The sequence below is a fragment of the Amycolatopsis balhimycina FH 1894 genome (assembly GCF_000384295.1).
Taxonomy (GTDB): Bacteria; Actinomycetota; Actinomycetes; order Mycobacteriales; family Pseudonocardiaceae; genus Amycolatopsis; species Amycolatopsis balhimycina.
The window spans coordinates 3828020-3844910 of the sequence record NZ_KB913037.1; the positions used below are offsets into that span (position 1 = coordinate 3828020).

16 protein-coding genes and 2 pseudogenes are annotated in these 16891 nt (G+C 69.6%); 9 read left to right on the forward strand and 9 right to left on the reverse strand.

The window, feature by feature from the left end; genetic code table 11:
* Positions 1-39: 39 nt before the first annotated feature.
* From A3CE_RS0116590 to A3CE_RS0116610, 5 genes are all read left to right on the forward strand, one after another.
* A complete protein-coding gene (locus A3CE_RS0116590) occupies positions 40-1572 on the forward strand; it encodes an ATP-dependent DNA ligase (protein WP_020641223.1) in 1533 nt (510 codons plus the stop codon).
* Positions 1573-1817: 245 nt separating this feature from the next.
* On the forward strand, positions 1818-3110 hold the full coding sequence (locus A3CE_RS0116595; RefSeq protein WP_043790888.1) for a S53 family peptidase: 1293 nt from the start codon (positions 1818-1820) through the stop codon (positions 3108-3110).
* A gap of 195 nt (positions 3111-3305) precedes the next feature.
* Positions 3306-3746, forward strand: a complete 441-nt coding sequence (locus A3CE_RS0116600) for a hypothetical protein (RefSeq protein WP_020641225.1) — start codon at positions 3306-3308, stop codon at positions 3744-3746.
* A 113-nt stretch (positions 3747-3859) separates the two neighbouring features.
* Positions 3860-4498, forward strand: a complete 639-nt coding sequence (locus tag A3CE_RS0116605; RefSeq protein ID WP_020641226.1) for a Pr6Pr family membrane protein — start codon at positions 3860-3862, stop codon at positions 4496-4498.
* Positions 4495-5118 carry an MBL fold metallo-hydrolase gene (locus A3CE_RS0116610; RefSeq protein ID WP_020641227.1) on the forward strand — a complete coding sequence of 208 codons (624 nt, stop codon included), beginning with the start codon at positions 4495-4497 and terminating at the stop codon, positions 5116-5118. Before A3CE_RS0116605 ends, A3CE_RS0116610 begins: the two co-directional genes overlap by 4 nt.
* Here the strand turns inward: A3CE_RS0116610 and A3CE_RS0116615 are convergent.
* Positions 5115-5630 carry a hypothetical protein gene (locus A3CE_RS0116615; protein WP_020641228.1) on the reverse strand — a complete coding sequence of 172 codons (516 nt, stop codon included), beginning with the start codon at positions 5628-5630 and terminating at the stop codon, positions 5115-5117. The genes A3CE_RS0116610 and A3CE_RS0116615 overlap by 4 nt on opposite strands.
* On the reverse strand, positions 5624-6091 hold the full coding sequence (locus A3CE_RS0116620; RefSeq protein ID WP_020641229.1) for a DUF309 domain-containing protein: 468 nt from the start codon (positions 6089-6091) through the stop codon (positions 5624-5626). Before A3CE_RS0116620 ends, A3CE_RS0116615 begins: the two co-directional genes overlap by 7 nt.
* A gap of 43 nt (positions 6092-6134) precedes the next feature.
* Here A3CE_RS0116620 and guaB1 point away from each other — a divergent pair, with 43 nt between their 5' ends.
* On the forward strand, positions 6135-7574 hold the full coding sequence (gene guaB1, locus A3CE_RS0116625; RefSeq protein WP_020641230.1) for a GMP reductase: 1440 nt from the start codon (positions 6135-6137) through the stop codon (positions 7572-7574).
* 64 nt (positions 7575-7638) lie between these two features.
* Here the strand turns inward: guaB1 and A3CE_RS0116630 are convergent, their stop codons facing one another.
* From A3CE_RS0116630 to A3CE_RS0116640, 3 genes are all read right to left on the reverse strand, one after another.
* Positions 7639-10722, reverse strand: coding sequence for an amidohydrolase family protein (locus A3CE_RS0116630; protein WP_026468555.1), 3084 nt, complete (start codon positions 10720-10722; stop codon positions 7639-7641).
* Between the two features lie 159 nt (positions 10723-10881).
* Entirely contained in the window at positions 10882-12174 is a 1293-nt protein-coding gene (gene phoH2 / locus A3CE_RS0116635) for an RNA 5'-3' helicase PhoH2 (protein ID WP_020641232.1), read from the reverse strand.
* Between the two features lie 450 nt (positions 12175-12624).
* Positions 12625-13401, reverse strand: a complete 777-nt coding sequence (locus A3CE_RS0116640) for an isoprenyl transferase (protein WP_043790894.1) — start codon at positions 13399-13401, stop codon at positions 12625-12627.
* Positions 13402-13481: 80 nt separating this feature from the next.
* On the opposite strand from A3CE_RS0116640, the gene trhA reads away from it, so the two are divergent.
* Complete coding sequence (trhA, locus tag A3CE_RS0116645; protein ID WP_020641234.1) at positions 13482-14156, forward strand: PAQR family membrane homeostasis protein TrhA; 675 nt, start codon at positions 13482-13484, stop codon at positions 14154-14156.
* A gap of 43 nt (positions 14157-14199) precedes the next feature.
* Here trhA and A3CE_RS58645 read toward each other — a convergent pair.
* From A3CE_RS58645 to A3CE_RS0116660, 4 genes and pseudogenes are all read right to left on the reverse strand, one after another.
* A pseudogene (locus A3CE_RS58645) lies at positions 14200-14403 on the reverse strand (AMED_5909 family protein); the annotation flags it as partial.
* A complete protein-coding gene (locus A3CE_RS0116650; protein WP_026468558.1) occupies positions 14384-14650 on the reverse strand; it encodes a hypothetical protein in 267 nt (88 codons plus the stop codon). The gene A3CE_RS0116650 and the pseudogene A3CE_RS58645, both read right to left, overlap by 20 nt.
* 264 nt (positions 14651-14914) lie before the next feature.
* Positions 14915-15181 (reverse strand): annotated as a pseudogene (locus A3CE_RS51180) (hypothetical protein); the annotation flags it as partial.
* A 22-nt stretch (positions 15182-15203) separates the two neighbouring features.
* Entirely contained in the window at positions 15204-15428 is a 225-nt protein-coding gene (locus tag A3CE_RS0116660; protein ID WP_020641237.1) for a hypothetical protein, read from the reverse strand.
* Between the two features lie 236 nt (positions 15429-15664).
* Here A3CE_RS0116660 and A3CE_RS0116665 point away from each other — a divergent pair, with 236 nt between their 5' ends.
* Positions 15665-16420 carry a DUF5919 domain-containing protein gene (locus A3CE_RS0116665; RefSeq protein ID WP_026468559.1) on the forward strand — a complete coding sequence of 252 codons (756 nt, stop codon included), beginning with the start codon at positions 15665-15667 and terminating at the stop codon, positions 16418-16420.
* Complete coding sequence (locus tag A3CE_RS0116670) at positions 16417-16887, forward strand: NUDIX hydrolase (protein ID WP_020641239.1); 471 nt, start codon at positions 16417-16419, stop codon at positions 16885-16887. The genes A3CE_RS0116665 and A3CE_RS0116670 overlap by 4 nt, the downstream gene beginning before the upstream one ends.
* Positions 16888-16891: the final 4 nt, after the last annotated feature.

A 16891-nucleotide genomic window follows, 5' to 3' on the forward strand; every position in this document is an offset into this window, starting at 1 on the left:
CGATTCGAAACTGTCGGTGGTCCGGGTCATGATGTCCGGGTGCTGCTGAGCGAGTTGGTCCGCGCGTCCGCCGAACTGGCGGCGACCAGGTCCAGGAAGGCGAAGATCGCCCTCCTGGCCGCAGTGCTGCGCGCGGCGGAGATCGCCGAGCTGCCCACGGTGATCGCGTACCTGACGGGGCAGACGGCGCAGGACAGGCTGGGTGCGGGCTGGCGCACCCTGGCCGGGCTGGGTGCCTCGCCGGCCGCTTCGCCGGTGGTCACCGCGCTGGAGGTGGACGCGGCCTTGACGGCGGCCGCGGGCGTCGCGGCGGGCACCGGGTCGAACACGCGCCGGCAAGAGGTGCTGCGGGCGTTGTTCGAGCGGCTGACGACCGACGAGCAGCAGTTCCTGTTCCGGCTGGTCACCGGCGAGCTGCGGCAGGGTGCGCTGGAAGGCGTGATGGTCGACGCCATCGCGGCGGCAGCCGACGTTCCGGCCGTAGCCGTTCGGCGGGCCTTCATGCTGTCCGGGAAGCTGGGCGTCACCGGGGTCGCGGCGATGACCGGCGGGCAGGCGGCGCTGGCGGAGTTCCGGCTCACGCTCGGCACGCCGATCAAGCCGATGCTGGCGTCACCGGCGGAATCGCTCGACGAGGCCGTCGCCGAGCACGCGGCGGCGATCGTCGAGTACAAAATGGACGGTGCGCGGATCCAGGTGCACCGCCGGGGCGACGAGGTGCACGTGTGGACGCGCACGCTGCGCGAGATCACCGGCAGCGTCGCCGAACTGGTCGAACTCGTGCGGGCGCTGCCGTGCGAGTCGGTGGTGCTGGACGGCGAAACCCTCGCGCTGACCGACGCCGGCCGGCCGCGGCCGTTCCAGGACACGATGAGCCGGTTCGGCAGCACGCGGGACGAGCAGGTCAAGGCGCTGCTGCTGCGGCCGTACTTCTTCGACTGCCTGCACCTCGACGGCGTCGACCTGCTGGACGCGCCGCTGTCCGAGCGCAACGCGGCGCTGCGCACGGTCGCCGGGGCGCACGTGATCCCCGGCGAAGTCGGCACGGCGCGGGCGGGCGCGGTGCTGGAAGCGGCGATGGAGGCCGGGCACGAAGGGGTGATGGTCAAGGACCTGGCGTCGCCGTACGCGGCCGGGCGGCGCGGGCGGGCGTGGCTGAAGGTCAAGCCGGTGCACACGATCGACCTGGTGGTGCTTGCGGCGGAATGGGGCCACGGCCGGCGCACCGGCACGCTGTCGAACCTGCACCTGGGCGCCCGCGACCCCGACGGCGGCCCGCCGATCATGGTGGGCAAGACGTTCAAGGGCATGACGGACGAGCTGCTGGCGTGGCAGACGAGGACGTTCCAGGAGATCGAGACCCACCGCGACGACTGGACGGTGTACGTCCGCCCCGAGGTGGTGGTGGAGATCGAGCTGGACAGCGCCCAGGTCAGCACCCGCTACCCGGGTGGCCTGGCGCTGCGGTTCGCCCGCGTGGTCCGCTACCGCCCGGACAAGGACCCGGCGGACGCGGACACGATCGACACGGTCCGCGGCCTCCTGCACGGCGACCGCCCGGAAGGAGGCTGACCGCCCTCCGATCACGCGAGTCGACCCTCCCATCACGGGTGATGTCTCTCCCATCACGCGTGATGGCCCCTCAATCACGCCAGATGCCCGTCGCGGCCCCGGAAGGAGCTACGAAAGTCTCGATCACGACATCTCGTACGTCGGTGGTGCTTTCCTCGTAAAAGGAAAGACGAAAGTCGATGTTGCCCGCTCCCCTTCCTCGCCAGAGTGGCTGACGGAGTTTCCGGCAGCAGGGGAGAACCAGCATGAGATTGCGCGCCACCGCGGGCCTGTTCGCGAGCACCACACTGCTCGTGACGGCGTTCGCCGTCCCGGCGTCCGCCACGCCCGTGCCGAGCACGCCGAACGCGGCGCACCAGCCGTCGAAGCACCAGTTCTCGGCGGCCGCGCGGTCGTTCGTCGGCGCCGACACCGTCGAGAAGCGCGTCGCCAAACTGGAAGCGGCGATGGCGACGCTGCCGAAGGAGAGCACTGCCTACAACGCGACGAAGCTGTGGAACGCCGGCATCACCGGCGCAGGCAGCACCGTCGCGACGCTGGTGTCCTTCGGCGACGACAAGGTCAAGCAGGTCCTCGCCACCTACTCGAAGAACCACGGCCTGCCGCCGGCCAACATCGAGGTGATCCAGCCGTCCGGGCCGGTGCCCGCGTGCACCGATCCCGGTGTCGACACCGCGACCTGCCAGGGCTGGGGCGGCGAGACCGACCTCGACGTCACGATGATGCACGCCATGGCGCCGAACGCGAAGATCATCGTCGCGGCGACGCCGGTCGCGGAGACGCAGGGCTTCACCGGGCTGCCCGAGATGATGCACGCCGTCGACTACATGACCGAGCACAAGCTGGTCGACGTCATCTCGATGAGCTTCGGCACGACCGAGGAGAACTTCCCGTCGTTCGACTCGATCAAGACGCTCGACCCGGCGCTGGACCGCGCGAGCAAGGCCGGGATCACGATGGTCGCGTCCTCCGGTGACGACGGCCCGACCGGCGGCTACCTCTACGGCCCGGGCAACTATCCGTACCGCGTCGCGAGCTGGCCGGCGTCCGACCCGCGCGTGACGACGCTCGGCGGCACCCAGCTGCACCTCGACGCGAACGGCAACCGCACCAAGCCGGACGACGTCGTGAACGTCGCCGACAACGGCTTCGCCGAGGGCGCCGGGCTGTCGAAGACGTACGCACGGCCGAACTGGCAGGACGGCGTCAAGAAGATCACCGGCAGCAAGATGCGCTCGTTCCCGGACATCAGCATGGAAGGCGTTCACGGCACGTCGCAGTCCGCGCCGCTGTTCGCCGGCGTGCTCGCGCTCGCGGTGCAGGCCAAGCACGGCAAGCTCGGCCAGATCAACCCGGCGCTGTACGAAAAGCTGGGCCCGGCGGGCACGAAGGCGGGGATCGTCGACGTCACCGAGGGCGACAACAGCCAGGACGGCGTCGTCGGCTTCACCGCGGCGAAGGGGTTCGACATCGCCACCGGCTGGGGCACGGTCGACGCCTCGGTTTTCGTCCCGGCCTTGGTGAAAGCGCTCCGCTAACTCATCAGGCGCTGACTCATCCAGCGCTGACTCCTCCGGCCGCGGAGGTGACGTTCGCCAGTTCGAACGTCACCTCCGCGGCGAAGTCGCGCCGAATGGCGACATTTTTCCCGACACATCCGGGCATCGGCGATCCTTAGAGTGCGCTCCGCAAGCGATCCCGCTCACTTCCCGAGCGGTCACGGAGGAGCCACAGTGGTCAGCAAAGAACAGATGAAAGCGGCGATCCACGCCGCTTTCGATTCGGCCGTCGCCAACGGGGCGAGCTACACCAAGGTGTACGCCGCGGAAATCAGACAGAAGAACTACCTGGTCTTCCGCACGACCAGCGTCGCCAACTTCGCGCTGGGCTTCAAGCCCGGCCAGACCGACCTCGTCCTCGTCCCGCTCGAGGAGAAGAACGGCACCGTCACGGCGGGCTCGCCGCTGACGATCACCGACGCCAACCGGGCGTCGGTGAAGAAACGCGATCTGCAGGGCCGGTTCGTGATCAAGACGACCGAAGGCCGGACGTTCCGGCTCAGCATCCTCCCCTCCGTGACAAAGCTCCTGGCCGCCGCTTACCAGCTGCCGGTCGAGCAGAAGGCGGAGTACGAGGCGTTCACCGCGCTCCGGGACACGCTCACCGCGGCGTAGCACCGTTCGGGGCTGTCCACGCGCTGGGCAGCCCCAGTCCGCCGGACCACGGCTCGGCCGAGCGGTCCACAATGGAGTTATCGCGGGGAACTACCGACCGGTATCGTCGGCGGATGCACAGTTCGAAGCTCACCCGCGCCTGGTTCGCGGTCACCGCACTGGTCGCCCTGACCGGCCTGGTCCTCCAGGTGATCGCCACCGCGGGCGACACCTCCGGCCGCTTCACGACGGTCGCGGGACGGGTGGCGAACCTGTTCTGCTTCTTCACGATCGACTCGAACCTGCTGGTCATCGTGACATCGGCGCTGGTGGCGTTCGGCGCGGCGCGAGGCGGGCTGTTCCGGGTGCTCTGGCTCGACGCGCTGGCCGGCATCATCGTGACCGGCATCGTCTACCAGGTCGCCCTCGCCGGCCTGTACGACTTGCACGGCCTCGCGTTCTTCGCCGACACGATGCTGCACAAGGTGACGCCGATCCTGTTCGTGCTCGGCTGGCTCCTCGTCGGCCCGCGCGGGGCCTTCACGTGGCGCACCGTCTGGTGGTCGCTGGCCTACCCGCTGGTGTGGCTGGCGTTCACGCTCCCCCGCGGCGCACTCACCGGCTTCTACCCGTACCCGTTCGTCGACGCGGACGCCCTCGGCTACGGCCAGGTGACGCTGAACTGCGTCTTCATCGGGCTCTTCTTCGCCGCGCTCGGCGCGGGCGCCTTCCTGTACGACCGCCGGTTCGCCCGGCTAGGGTCGGGCCTATGACGGCGATCGTGCAGAACCTGGTGACCTCCGGCGTTTTCCGGCTCGACGGCGGCAGCTGGGACGTCGACAACAACGTGTGGATCGTGGGCGACGACACGACGGTGATCGTGATCGACGCGGCGCACGACGCGAAGGCGATCGAGAACGTCGTCGGCGAGCGGAAGCTGGCCGCGATCGTCTGCACCCACGCGCACAACGACCACGTCAACGCCGCGCCGCAGCTCGCCGCCGCGACCGGCGCGCCCATCCTGCTGCACCCGGACGACCGCGTCCTCTGGGACCAGACCCACCCGGACCGCGCGCCGGACGGAGAGCTGAAGGACGGCCAGACCATCACGATCGCGGGCACGGCGCTGCGGGTCGTCCACACGCCGGGGCACGCGCCCGGCGCGGTCTGCCTCTACGCCGGAGAACTCGGCGTGCTGTTCACCGGCGACACGCTCTTCCACGGCGGCCCTGGCGCCACCGGACGGTCCTATTCGGACTATCCCACCATCGTGGAGTCCATCCGCGCGAAGCTGTTCACGCTCCCGGACAGCACGAAGGTCCACACCGGACACGGCGAAGGCACGACCATCGGCGCCGAGAAGACGGCCTCGACCGGCTGGGAGCAGCCCTAGGAAGTGTGCTTCCGGGCGACGAGGGCGAACTCCTCGATCGCCCGGTCGAAAGCGGCACTGGCCTTCCGGACCGGCGTGGGCAGGAACCTCCGGTCGAACTTCCCGTCGTCGTCGAACTCCCACCGGGTGTGGTGGAGTTCCATCTCCTTCTTGCGGAGCACGTTCGCCTGCTCGACCAGCTCGTCCGGCCCGCTCATCACGAGCAGCCCGTAGAACGCGCGCATGTCGGTGCGAGCCGTGTAGTAGGCGTCTTCGAACTCGATCTCACGCTGCGCGTCGGTTTCGACCTCCTTGTCCAGCTTCCGGCGGCGGTGGATCACGTTGATGTCGATGATGTGCTTGCGCGCCCGCGTCGCCGCCTCGATCAAGCCCGCACAGCGGTCGGCCCGGTCCTGCCGGACTTTCGCGCGCCGGGCGGCGTTGAGCTTCAGCGGCTCGACCAGCGCGCCCAGGGTCACACCGGCCAGCGAGGCGACGGCCGCGACGATCGCGGCGCTGATCGCCGTCAGCACGTCAGCCGCGGCGAGCTCGGCGACACACGGACGCGCTGCTTCGCCTCGTCGGCCAGGCTTCGCGCCCACTCCTGCAGGCCGGCGACGTCGATGCCGTGCGGCGGGTCGCTCCGGAAGGGCTCGATGTTCGCCGCGCCCCGCTCCAGCAGCGACACCGCGCCGACGTTGTTGCCGCGGGCGGCGTGCGTCAGCCCGACGGCGAGCTGCGCGAGGCCGCGCCAGAGCTCGCGGTCCGGCCCGTCAGTGGTCTTCCAGGCGTCCTCGAAGACCTCGTGCGCGTGGAACGGCTTACCGTCGTCGAGCAGCCGTTGCGCCTCCGCAAGCGTTTGCGCCGGGGCGCGCACGATGCCTTCCGGCTGGCGCTCGACGCCGTCGGAGCCGTACGGCAACGGCCGTCCGAGCCCGTCGCGCGGCCGCGCGTTGCGTGCCCGTCCCTCGTCGTCCCGGTCGCGGCGGCTCATGCCCCCGATCCTGCCACGGGCCCGGCAGGTAGTCTGGTGACTCGTGCGTTTCCTCGACGGCCATCGGCCCGCCCACGACCTGACCTACGACGACGTGTTCCTGCTGCCGAACCGTTCGGACGTGGAGTCCCGCTTCGATGTCGACCTCTCCACCGCGGACGGTACCGGCGCGACGATCCCGATCGTGGTCGCCAACATGACCGCGGTCGCCGGACGCCGGATGGCCGAGACGGTCGCCCGCCGCGGCGGCCTGGTCGTGCTTCCGCAAGATGTGGACAGCTCAGCCGTCGCCGAGATCGTCGGCTGGGTGAAGAGCCGCCACACGGTGTGGGACACGCCGCTGGTGCTCACCGGCGCGGCCGCGGTGGCCGACGCGCTCAACCTGGTCCACAAGCGCGCCCACGGCGCTGTCGTGGTCGTCGACGACGAAGGCCGCCCAGTCGGCGTCGTGGACGAAGCGGCCTGTGCGGGCGTCGACCGCTTCGCGCGTCTCGCCGACGTCGCGCAGCCCGCCAGCGTCGCCGTCCCGCTGAGCACGCCGCCGCGGGAGGTCTTCGAGCGGCTGCACAGCAGCGGTGCCCAGCTGGCGCTCGGCCTGGACGCCGACGGCCGGCTCGCGGGCGTCCTGACCGCCGTCGGGGCGCTGCGCGCGGAGGTCTACACCCCGGCTGTCGACGGCGACGGCAAGCTGCGCGTCGCGGCCGCGATCGGCGTCAACGGCGACGTCGCGGCGAAGGCCGAGGCCGTGCTCGGGTCGGGCGTCGACGTGCTGGTCGTCGACACCGCGCACGGGCACCAGGAGAAGATGATCGCCGCGCTGAAGGCCGTCCGGGCGGTGTCTCCGCAGGTCCCGGTGGTCGCCGGGAACGTGGTCACCGCCGAGGGCACGCGCGACCTGATCCAGGCCGGCGCCGACGTCGTCAAGGTCGGCGTCGGGCCGGGCGCGATGTGCACGACCCGGATGATGACCGGCGTGGGCCGCCCGCAGTTCTCCGCGGTCGCCGACTGCGCGGCCGCCGCGCGCGAGCTGGGCAAGCACGTCTGGGCCGACGGCGGCGTCCGCCACCCGCGTGACGTCGCGCTGGCGCTGGCCGCGGGCGCGTCCGCGGCGATGGTCGGCTCGTGGTTCGCCGGCACCTACGAATCCCCCGGTGACCTGCGGTTCGACGAGCAGGGCCGGCCGTACAAGGAGTCGTTCGGCATGGCGTCGAAGCGCGCGGTCGGCGCGCGGACGCGCACGGACAACTCGTTCGACCGGGCGCGGAAGGCGCTGTTCGAGGAGGGCATCTCGGCGTCGCGGATGTCCCTCGACCCGCAGCGACCCGGTGTCGAGGACCTGCTGGACTCGATCGGCTCCGGCGTCCGCTCTTCCTGCACTTATGCGGGTGCTCGCACCCTCGAGGAGTTCCACGAGCGCGCGCTGCTGGGCGTCCAGTCGGCGGCCGGCTTCGCCGAAGGCCGCCCCCTCCCCTCCGGCTGGTAAAGCCGTGAATGGCACATTGAGGGACTTGAAGTCCCTCAATGTGCCATTCACGGACTTGGCCTGCTCAGCCCGCGCAGCACACGTGTTCGGACCACTCCGGAACGTGCCACCAGTGCTGTTTCTCGGCCGATCGGGCCGCGGGCGCCACCTCGGTGGCCGCCCGCGCGCCCGGCTGGTTCCGGTAGGGCGCCAGCAGCTCGCCGACCGTCCGCAGCACCCCGCCGACCAGCACCGTGCGGACGTTGGCGGCCGCCTTGATGTCCTGCAGCGGGTTGCCGCTGACGAGCGACAGATCGGCGTAGGCACCTCGCTTGAGCACACCGATCCGGTCCTGGAGCCCCAGCCACCGCGCCGGGTTGCGGGTGGCCGTGGTGAGTGCCTCGTACGGCGTGAACCCGAACGCGACCATGGCCCGCAGGTTCTGGTGGGTGGAGACGGCCACGTTGTCCAGCGGGGAGTCCGTGCCGGTGACCACGAACCCGCCCGCCCGGTGGATCCGCAGCACCATGTCGACGTTCCCGGCGAGGACCTGGCGGAGGTACGCGTTCTCCGGGTTGCCCGCGGTGTCCGCCGTGGTCTTGAGCTGCGCGTACTCCCACGGCGGGAAAAGGACCTCGGTGCGCTCGTCGGTCACGAGCGACTTGTCGTCGGCGTACAACGCCCGGGAGGTGAACAACGTCGGCGTGATCGACATCCCCGAGCGGGTGAACAAGGCGATCGCGTCCTGGTACGACCGGCCGATCCGGCTGACCGTGTGCGAGTACCCGAGCCGGTTGGTGGCACCGGTGTGCTCCATCGCGTCCATGCCGATGTTCGCCGCCGGGTACAGGTAGTGCGACGACAGCGGGATACCCGCCCGGTGCGCGGCCCGGACCGCTGCCTGCTGGTAGGCCACGGGAAACCGGACGTACGTCTTGATCATGTCGTATTCCAGCTCGACCGCCCGGGACAGCTCCAGGTCGAGCTGCTCGGGCGACAGCGTCGGCCGCATGAAGTTGTAGTAGATCCGGGAGCCGTCGATGGCTTCCCCGGTGCCGAAGTACCTCGGCCCGACCCGGTTCCCGGATTCCAGGGCCTCGCGCGTCTCCAGCATCTGGTACACCGGGTCGCCGGGCGAGCGGGTCGTGGTGATGCCGTAGGACAGCCACAGCCTGCCCTGCCGGTCGCCCCACTGCCTGCCGCGCAGGTGCCAGTGGTTGTGGAGGTCGATGAGCCCGGGCATGGCGGTCAGGTCGTGCGCGTCGACGGTCCGGGGTGCGTCCCGATGCGGCCGGACGTCGGCGATCCGGCCACCGTCGACGACGATGTCGACGTCCCGCCGCAGTGTCCGGGCGACGCCGTCCCACGCCGCGCCGACGTGGATGACGGTCGGGCGCGGCGGGCGCGGGCGGGCCCACGCGAAGTCGAGCCGGATCGTGCGCGGCTCGCCGCCGGTGATCTTCTGGGCCTTGAGCTGCCCCTTCGACAGGTACACGAGTGTGTCGTTCCCCTGCCAGGCAAGGGAATCCGTGACGTCGTGAGTGATCTGCCTCGGCGCACCGATCAGCCGTCCGGTGCGGTCGACCGGGGCGATCCAGGCGACGCTTTCGAGCGTGAACGCGAGGTACCGGCCGTCGGGTGACCACAGTGGACCGTCGTCGCCGCGGGTGGCGAGCGACCGGAACGGCATCGGCTCGGCGTAGCGGAGTTCGTGTGTCTTCAGGTCGACCGTGAGGATCTGGCTGGTGCCTTCGCGGTACCGCCGCGAGTACGGCTTCACCGCGGCCAGTGCGACGACCGTCCCTTCGGGCGACCAGGTGGGCCGGCCCGGCATGAACAGCGGCGGCGTCACCTGCTGGGCCACGGCCGTGGCCACGTCGTGGATCCACGTGGCACCGTCCTGGTCGGCGTAGGCCACCCGGCCGCCGTCCGGCGACCACCGCGGCGCGACCTGGGCGCCCGCCAGCCGGGTGAGGACGGTGTCCTTACCGGTGCCGAGGTCACGCAGCCACAGGTCGGCGGTGCCGAGCCGGTCGCTCGTGTAGAGCAGCTTCGTCCCGTCCGGGTGGAAGTCCGGGTCGGAGGTGAAGTAGCCGTCGCCGATCAGCCGCTGTGGCCGGCCGCCGCCGGCCGCGACGACGTAGATCGCGTTGAGGGCCCGGAAGGCGATCCGCCTGCCGTCTCGGGACACCACCGGACCGGCGATGCCCCGGACGGGCTTCGGCGCGGCCGAGTCCAGGTCACGGACCCGCCTTCGGTAGTCACGTGTTGCCGTGGACACGCCCGCTTCGAACGGGATGTCCTTGACGGCGCCGGACTGCTCGCGCCGCCGGAGGTGCCCGTCGGCGGTGTAGAGCACGGCGGACCCGGACCAGTTCGCGGCGAAGCCGAAGACGTCCTCGCCCTTGGTCAGCTGCTGGTCGCCGAGCATCAGGTCCGCTTCGGCGCCCCGCAGCCGCAGGTAGCTGGGCTGCCCGCCGGGACCGAACGCCGGGCCGTAGAACTTGTCGGTGCCGGTCGCGGTGACCAGGCGCGTGCGTGCGCCGGTGGCCAGGGTGACGACGTCGATGGCGGTGTCGTTCACGGTGAAGACGATCTTCGTGCCGTCGGCCGACCACCGCGGGGACGCCTCTTCGTCGGCGGTGGACACCACCGTGCTGATCGCTCCGGAGGCGACGTCCAGCAGGTGGATGCCGTAGCTACCGTCCCGATCGCTGCTGAAGGCGATCTTGGCGCCGTCCGGTGAGAACACGGGCTCCCGGTGGTCGAACCGCCCGCTGGTGAGCTTGCGCGGCGTACCGCCGGCGGCATCGACGACGTACAGGTGGAAGTTGCCGTCGCGGTAGGACTGGAACGCGATCCGGCGGCCGTCCGGCGACCAGGTGGGGAGCGTGGCGTCCTGCAGGTCGTCGGTGAGCCGCCGGGCGCGACCGCCGTCGGCGGGCAGCACCCAGATCCCGGTGACCAGGTCGACCGCGATCCACCGGCCGTCCGGCGACAGCGCGGCGGACATGTTCGTGCCCTCCCGCAGCACCACGCCGCCCGGTCCGGCATCCGGCCGGACGTCCGGTTCGGCTTCGGCGACTCCCGCCCCGGCCACGGCCAGTGCGGCGGCGGCCGCGCCACCACGAACGAGAAGTTCACGACGGGAAAGATTTTCCGGCCCCATGCGGCCAACTATGCCCAGCCCCGGATCGACCGCATAGCGGCCGAGCGGGTTTTTCACCGGATATCGGGCAAAGACGGAAAGGATTGCCGACCGGTAAAAGCCGTGAAGGCCACCTTGAGGAACTTGAAGTTCCTGAAGGTGGCCTTCACGAACTTGGGTCTAGCCGTGGTCCTCCAGCATCTCGGTGACCAGGGCGGCGATCGGCGAGCGTTCGGAGCGGGTGAGGGTCACGTGCGCGAACAGCGGGTGGCCCTTCAGCTTCTCGATCACCGCCGAGACGCCGTCGTGCCGGCCGACGCGCAGGTTGTCACGCTGGGCGACGTCGTGCGTGAGCACCACCCGCGACGCCGTGCCGAGCCGCGAAAGCACCGTGAGCAGGACGTTCCGCTCCAGCGACTGGGCCTCGTCGACGATGACGAACGTGTCGTGCAGCGAGCGGCCGCGGATGTGCGTCAGCGGGAGCACCTCGAGCATGCCGCGGTCGAAGACCTCGTCGAGGACCTCCTGGCTGACCAGCGCGCCGAGCGTGTCGAACACCGCCTGCGCCCATGGCTGCATCTTCTCGCTCTCGGACCCGGGCAGGTAGCCGAGGTCCTGGCCACCGACGGCGTAGACCGGCCGGAACACCACGACCTTGCGGTGCTGACGGCGTTCCATCACCGCCTCGAGCCCGGCGCACAGCGCGAGCGCCGACTTGCCGGTGCCGGCCCGGCCGCCGAGCGACACGATCCCGACGTCGGAGTCGAGCAGCAGGTCGAGCGCGACGCGCTGCTCGGCGCTGCGGCCGTGCAGGCCGAACGCCTCGCGGTCGCCCCGGACGAGCCGGATGCGCTTGTCCGCCGTGACCCGCCCCAGCGCGCTGGAGCTGCCCGCGAGCAGCCGCAGCCCGGTGTGGCAGGGCAGCTCGGCGAGCTCGTCCAAGCCGTACTCGACCGGGTCGACGGTGCCGCCGCCGAACAGCGTGTCGAGCACGTCCTGCTCGACGTCGACGTCCGCCATGCCGGTCCAGCCCGACGGCGTCACTTCCTGCGCGCGGTACTCGTCCGCCTCGAGACCGACGGCCCCGGCCTTGACCCGCAGCGGGATGTCCTTCGTCACCAGGGTGACCGCCGGGAACTCCGCCGCCAGGTTGAGCGCGCAGGCGAGGATGCGGTGGTCGTTGGAGTCGGTCCGGAACCCGGACGGGAGTACCGACGGGTCCGAGTGGTTCAGCTCCACCTGCAGCGTGCCGCCGTGGTCCCCGATGGGGAGCGGCGCGTCGAGCCTGCCGTACTGCCGGCGCAGGTCGTCGAGCATGCGCAGGGATTCCCGGGCGAACCAGCCGAGCTCCGGGTGGTGGCGCTTCGCCTCCAGTTCACTGATGACGACCAGCGGCAGCACGACGGCGTGCTCGGCGAACCGAGTCACGGCCCACGGGTCCGAAAGGAGGACCGACGTGTCGAGCACGTACATGTGCTGCTGGGATTCGGGCGAGGTCGAGGCTTTCTCCGGGCCAGGAACGGCACCGGTCGAAGAACGGCCAGAGGCCTTACGGGGCAAACGCTGCGCAGTCACGACGGCATCTCCCTCGAGGGCGTGTGCACCTCACGCCCGCACTCGCTGGGCCGGGCACCTCCCTGGCTGGACCACTCCTCCTGACCGGTGGGTCAGGAGGCGCGGCCACGAGGGCCGGGTGCCGGCCCCCTCGAGCGTCTCGTGGGCGGCTGAGCCGCCCCCTCGATCACCGCCACGACCAGGGCCTCCCGCGAGGACCCGCATGGGACGCGCGCCCTCACCTCGGAAGGTACCCACGAATGCGCGATCGCGCAGGAAGCCAACACGGTGATTCGCCAAACCGTCACCTCACCGTCGCCTCACCCGGCATCGACGCTTCGTGACGGTGACAGTGCGTCACCGGGTGATTTATGAGCCGAACCGGCGGTGTCGCCACGCGTAGTCACGAATCGCGCGCAGGAAGTCGACGCGGCGGAACGCGGGCCAGTACGCCTCGGTGAACCAGAACTCCGAGTGCGCGGACTGCCAGAGCAGGAAGCCGGAAAGCCGCTGCTCACCGGAGGTGCGGATGATCAGGTCGGGGTCCGGCTGCCCCGAGGTGTAGAGGTGCTCCGAGATGTGGTCGACGTCGAGGATCTTCGCCATCTCGTGGATGGACGTGCCCTCGTCGGCGTGCTGGAGCAGCAGCTTGCGCACGGCGTCCGCGATCTCCTGGCGCCCGCCGTAACCGACCGCGACGTTCACTTCCATCCCGGTCCGGCCTTCGGTCCGCGCGGCGGCTTCGCTGAGTCGCTTCGCGACTTCGGCCGGCAACAGGTCGAGGGCGCCGACGATCCGCAGCTGCCACGGCGTCCCGGGCGCGGCGAGCTCGTCGGTGACGTCGGTGATGATCTCCAGCAGCGGCGTGAGCTCGTCCGGGTCGCGGTTGAGGTTGTCGGTGGACAGCAGCCACATGGTGACGACCTCGACGTCGGCTTCCTGACACCAGCTCAGGAAGTCCGCGATCTTCTTCGCTCCGGCCCGGTGGCCGTCCGCAACGTCCGCGAAGCCCGCTTCACGGGCCCAACGGCGGTTGCCGTCGAGCATGATGGCGATGTGCCGGGGATGCCGCCCGGCGGCCTGCTGGATGAGGCGCCTGCCGTAGGCGCTGTACACGACGTCGGACAAGAACGAGCGAACACTCACGTCGAGGTAGCGTACGCACCCGGTGTGAGGCGTGTGACTTGAGCACTGCCGGAGAACCTACGCTCCCGTAACCTGGATACGTGAGCCTGACGACGGAACCACCCGAGCCCGTAGCGGACCTCCGCCCCCGGCTGCGCGGGCACATCCACTTCTGGACGTTCTTCGGCGCCCTGGCCGCGGCGGCGACGCTGATCAGCCTGGCGGCGTCCACAGTGTCCCCGGTCGCGGCACTGGCGACGTCGGTCTACGGCCTGACGGTGCTGGGCCTGTTCGGCGTGAGCGCGCTGTACCACCGCCGCTTCTGGAGTCCCCGCGCGTACAAGTGGATGAAGCGCGCGGACCACTCGATGATCTTCCTGTTCATCGCGGGAACGTACACACCGTTCACCCTGCTGGCGATGTCGAAGCCGACGGGCTACGTGATCTTGTCGATCGTGTGGGGCGGGGCGATCGCGGGCGTGGCGTTGAAGATGCTGTGGCCGAACGCGCCCCGCTGGCTCGGCGTCCCGATCTACATCGCGCTCGGCTGGGTCGCGGTGTTCGTGTTCCCGGAGCTGTTGACGCACGCCGGGGTCGCGGCGTTGGTGCTGCTGTGCGTGGGCGGGCTGTTCTACACGCTGGGCGCGGTGTTCTACGCCGTCAAGTGGCCCAATCACTGGCCGGAGACGTTCGGGTACCACGAGTTCTTCCACGCGTGCACGGTGCTGGCCGCGGTGTCGCACTACATCGCGATCTGGCTGGCCATGTACGCCTAGCTGCGCGGCTGGTCAGCGAGCTGGCCTCCCGCCCGGATCTCACTGCTTGCCGTTCCTCGTATCCAGCCCAGTACAACGCCTCGTGATGGTGGCCCCGGTCAACGTCGGCGACGGCCTTGTAGAGCCGTGCGTTGCCGAGCCGGAACGCCAGCCAGACCGACGGGTTCGCGTACCTCGGTGGCCGGCGGTCCATCACGACCTCGTGGGCGTCGCGCAGTGTCTTCGGCTCACCCTTGCTCACCGTCACGCCCCCCCGCGCGGGCTTCCAGCAACGCCGCCAGTTCGTCCGCGTGGTCGCGGAGCCGGCGCAGGAACGCCGCGCATCCCGTCCAGGCGGTCTGGTCCTCCGGCGGCATCAGCGTCACCACGCACAGCCCACCGGCCAGCACCAGGACCGGCGGGCACGACGCGCCCGTCCCGGTCTCCTCCACCGTCACCTCGGTACCCGCGCCGACTGTCCATCGCAGCCCCAGCCCGTCCCACGTTGCCGTCATGCTCATCCCAATCCCTGGCCAGATCGGCAAACCCCTCGGCCGCCGACTCCAGCGCTGCCACACACCACCACGGCAACCCGCGCACCTGCGCCAGCTCGTGCCACGCCCGCGACACCCGCCGGGCGGCATTCGCCGTGTTCGTCGCACTCACCGGCGACAGCACCGCACGGCCGTGCTCCCACGCGACCATGTAGTCCCGATACGCCCGCTCCCACGCTTCGACCTGCTCGCGGAAGCCCATTCCTGTCACGCGGCCTTCGCCGTCTCACCGGCGACGCGCGGTTCCGCCGTCAGGCTCTCCAGCTCGAACGAAGCCTGCTTCGCCCGTGTCTCAGCCAGGTCGGTGACCATGACCTTCCACTGCCGCTTACCGGTCACCTCGTCCACCCGCTGCCGCACCCAGCGATTCGCGGCCCGGCCCTCACCCGACTGATACTCGTTGTCCGGCGGCACCTCGCCCACCATCACCAAGCCTTGCGTGAACGCGTCGTCGAAGTCGATGCCGGACCAGTGTCCCTTGTCGATAGCCATGCTGAATCCCTTGTGTCGTCTGTTAGTCGATTACTTCGGGCGGTTCTCCGCCTCGTGCCGCTGCGGCGTCCAGTGCCACACTCACCTCGTCCAGTTCCCTCCGCAGTACGGCGATGGCGTCGGAGTCCACGAGCAGGACCACCGGGAACGCCTTGCCGAACCGGACTTCCGCGCGGTTTGCGTACGTCAGCGCCCGGACACGAATCGGCAGATCAGCCGTGACGTGGATCTGAACCGTGTCGCGCATGCCACGCCGCGCCTACGCCGCACGTCGGCGAGGTACCACCCGCTTGTCCGAATCAGCCGGCCGGACGGCGGTTTCAATGGTCACGCCTACCTCCTCGGGGTCTTGGTCCCGGGCCTGCCCCGGCAACCTGACACCCAATCTCCGCCAAAACTCAGGACGTGATCACCACGTGGCGGGACATCTCGGGACGTCCCTGGTACCGTCGAAGACGTCCCTACACGTCCCAACGGGTGACGATGCCGAACGAACGCCTGCGTGACGCGCTGCTGCGTAACGGCCTGACGCTGGAGCAGGTCGCGAAGGCTGTCGGGGTCGATCAGAAGACCGTCGAGCGCTGGATCACCAAGAACCGGACGCCCTACCCCAAGCACCGGCACAAGATCGCCGCCATGGCGCGCGAGTCGGAGACCTACCTGTGGCCGGACTCGGTCGCCCCGGAGCGCAAGGCCGAGACGGCTGCCGCCGAGCTTGTGCAGGTCTTCCCGCACCGCAACGCCGTCCCCGTCGAACTGTGGGACCGGCTGATCAAGGAAGCATCGGAGACCGTCGAGATCCTGGTCCACGCGGCGCTGTTCCTGGTCGAACGCCCTCGGTTCATCAAGGACCTGACAGCCAAGGCAGCGGCCGGCGCTCGAATCCGCCTCGTGTTCGGAGACCCCGAGGGGGAGAGCGTCGCTCTGCGCGGCGAGGAAGAGCAGCTTGGCGACGGGACGCTTGCGGCACGCATCCGCAATGCGCTGGCGTCCTATCGGCCGCTGGTCGGAGTCGACGGGGTGGAGATGCGGTTCCACAACACGACGCTCTACAACTCGATCTTCCGGTTCGACGACGAGATGATCATCAACACCCACGTGTACGGGTTCCAGGGAGCCCACGCCCCATCCCTCCACCTACGAAGACTGTCCGCCGGGGACCTCTTCGAGACCTACTCGGAGAGCTTCGAGTCAGTTTGGGACCTCGCCAAGCCGGCCACGTTCCAGGAGACAGCATGACCCGAGTCGACTACTACAACGACCCGAACGCTCCCAAAGCCAACAGCATCGCGGTAGCAGTATCGGCATTCATCCAAGACGACGAAGGCCGGATCCTGATGATCAAGCGCACAGACAACGACCTGTACTCCATCCCGGGTGGCCAGTTGGAGCTCGGCGAGACGCTGGCCGAGGCCGCAGTCCGGGAGGTCCGGGAGGAGACCGGCATCGAGTGCGAAGTCGCTGAGGTGATTGGCCTGTACTCGGACCCAAAGCACGTAATCGCCTACGACGACGGCGAAGTGCGACAGGAGTTTTCTATCTGCTTTCGAGCAACCGCAGTCGACGGCACCCTAAAGACAAGCAAAGAGAGCAAGGAAGTGCTCTGGGTCAGTATCGAACAACTCGAAAAACTGACTATCCATTCGTCTATTCAAACCCGCATTGAGCACGCCCTAGCTTCATCGAAAGATACCTACTTCACATGAAAGC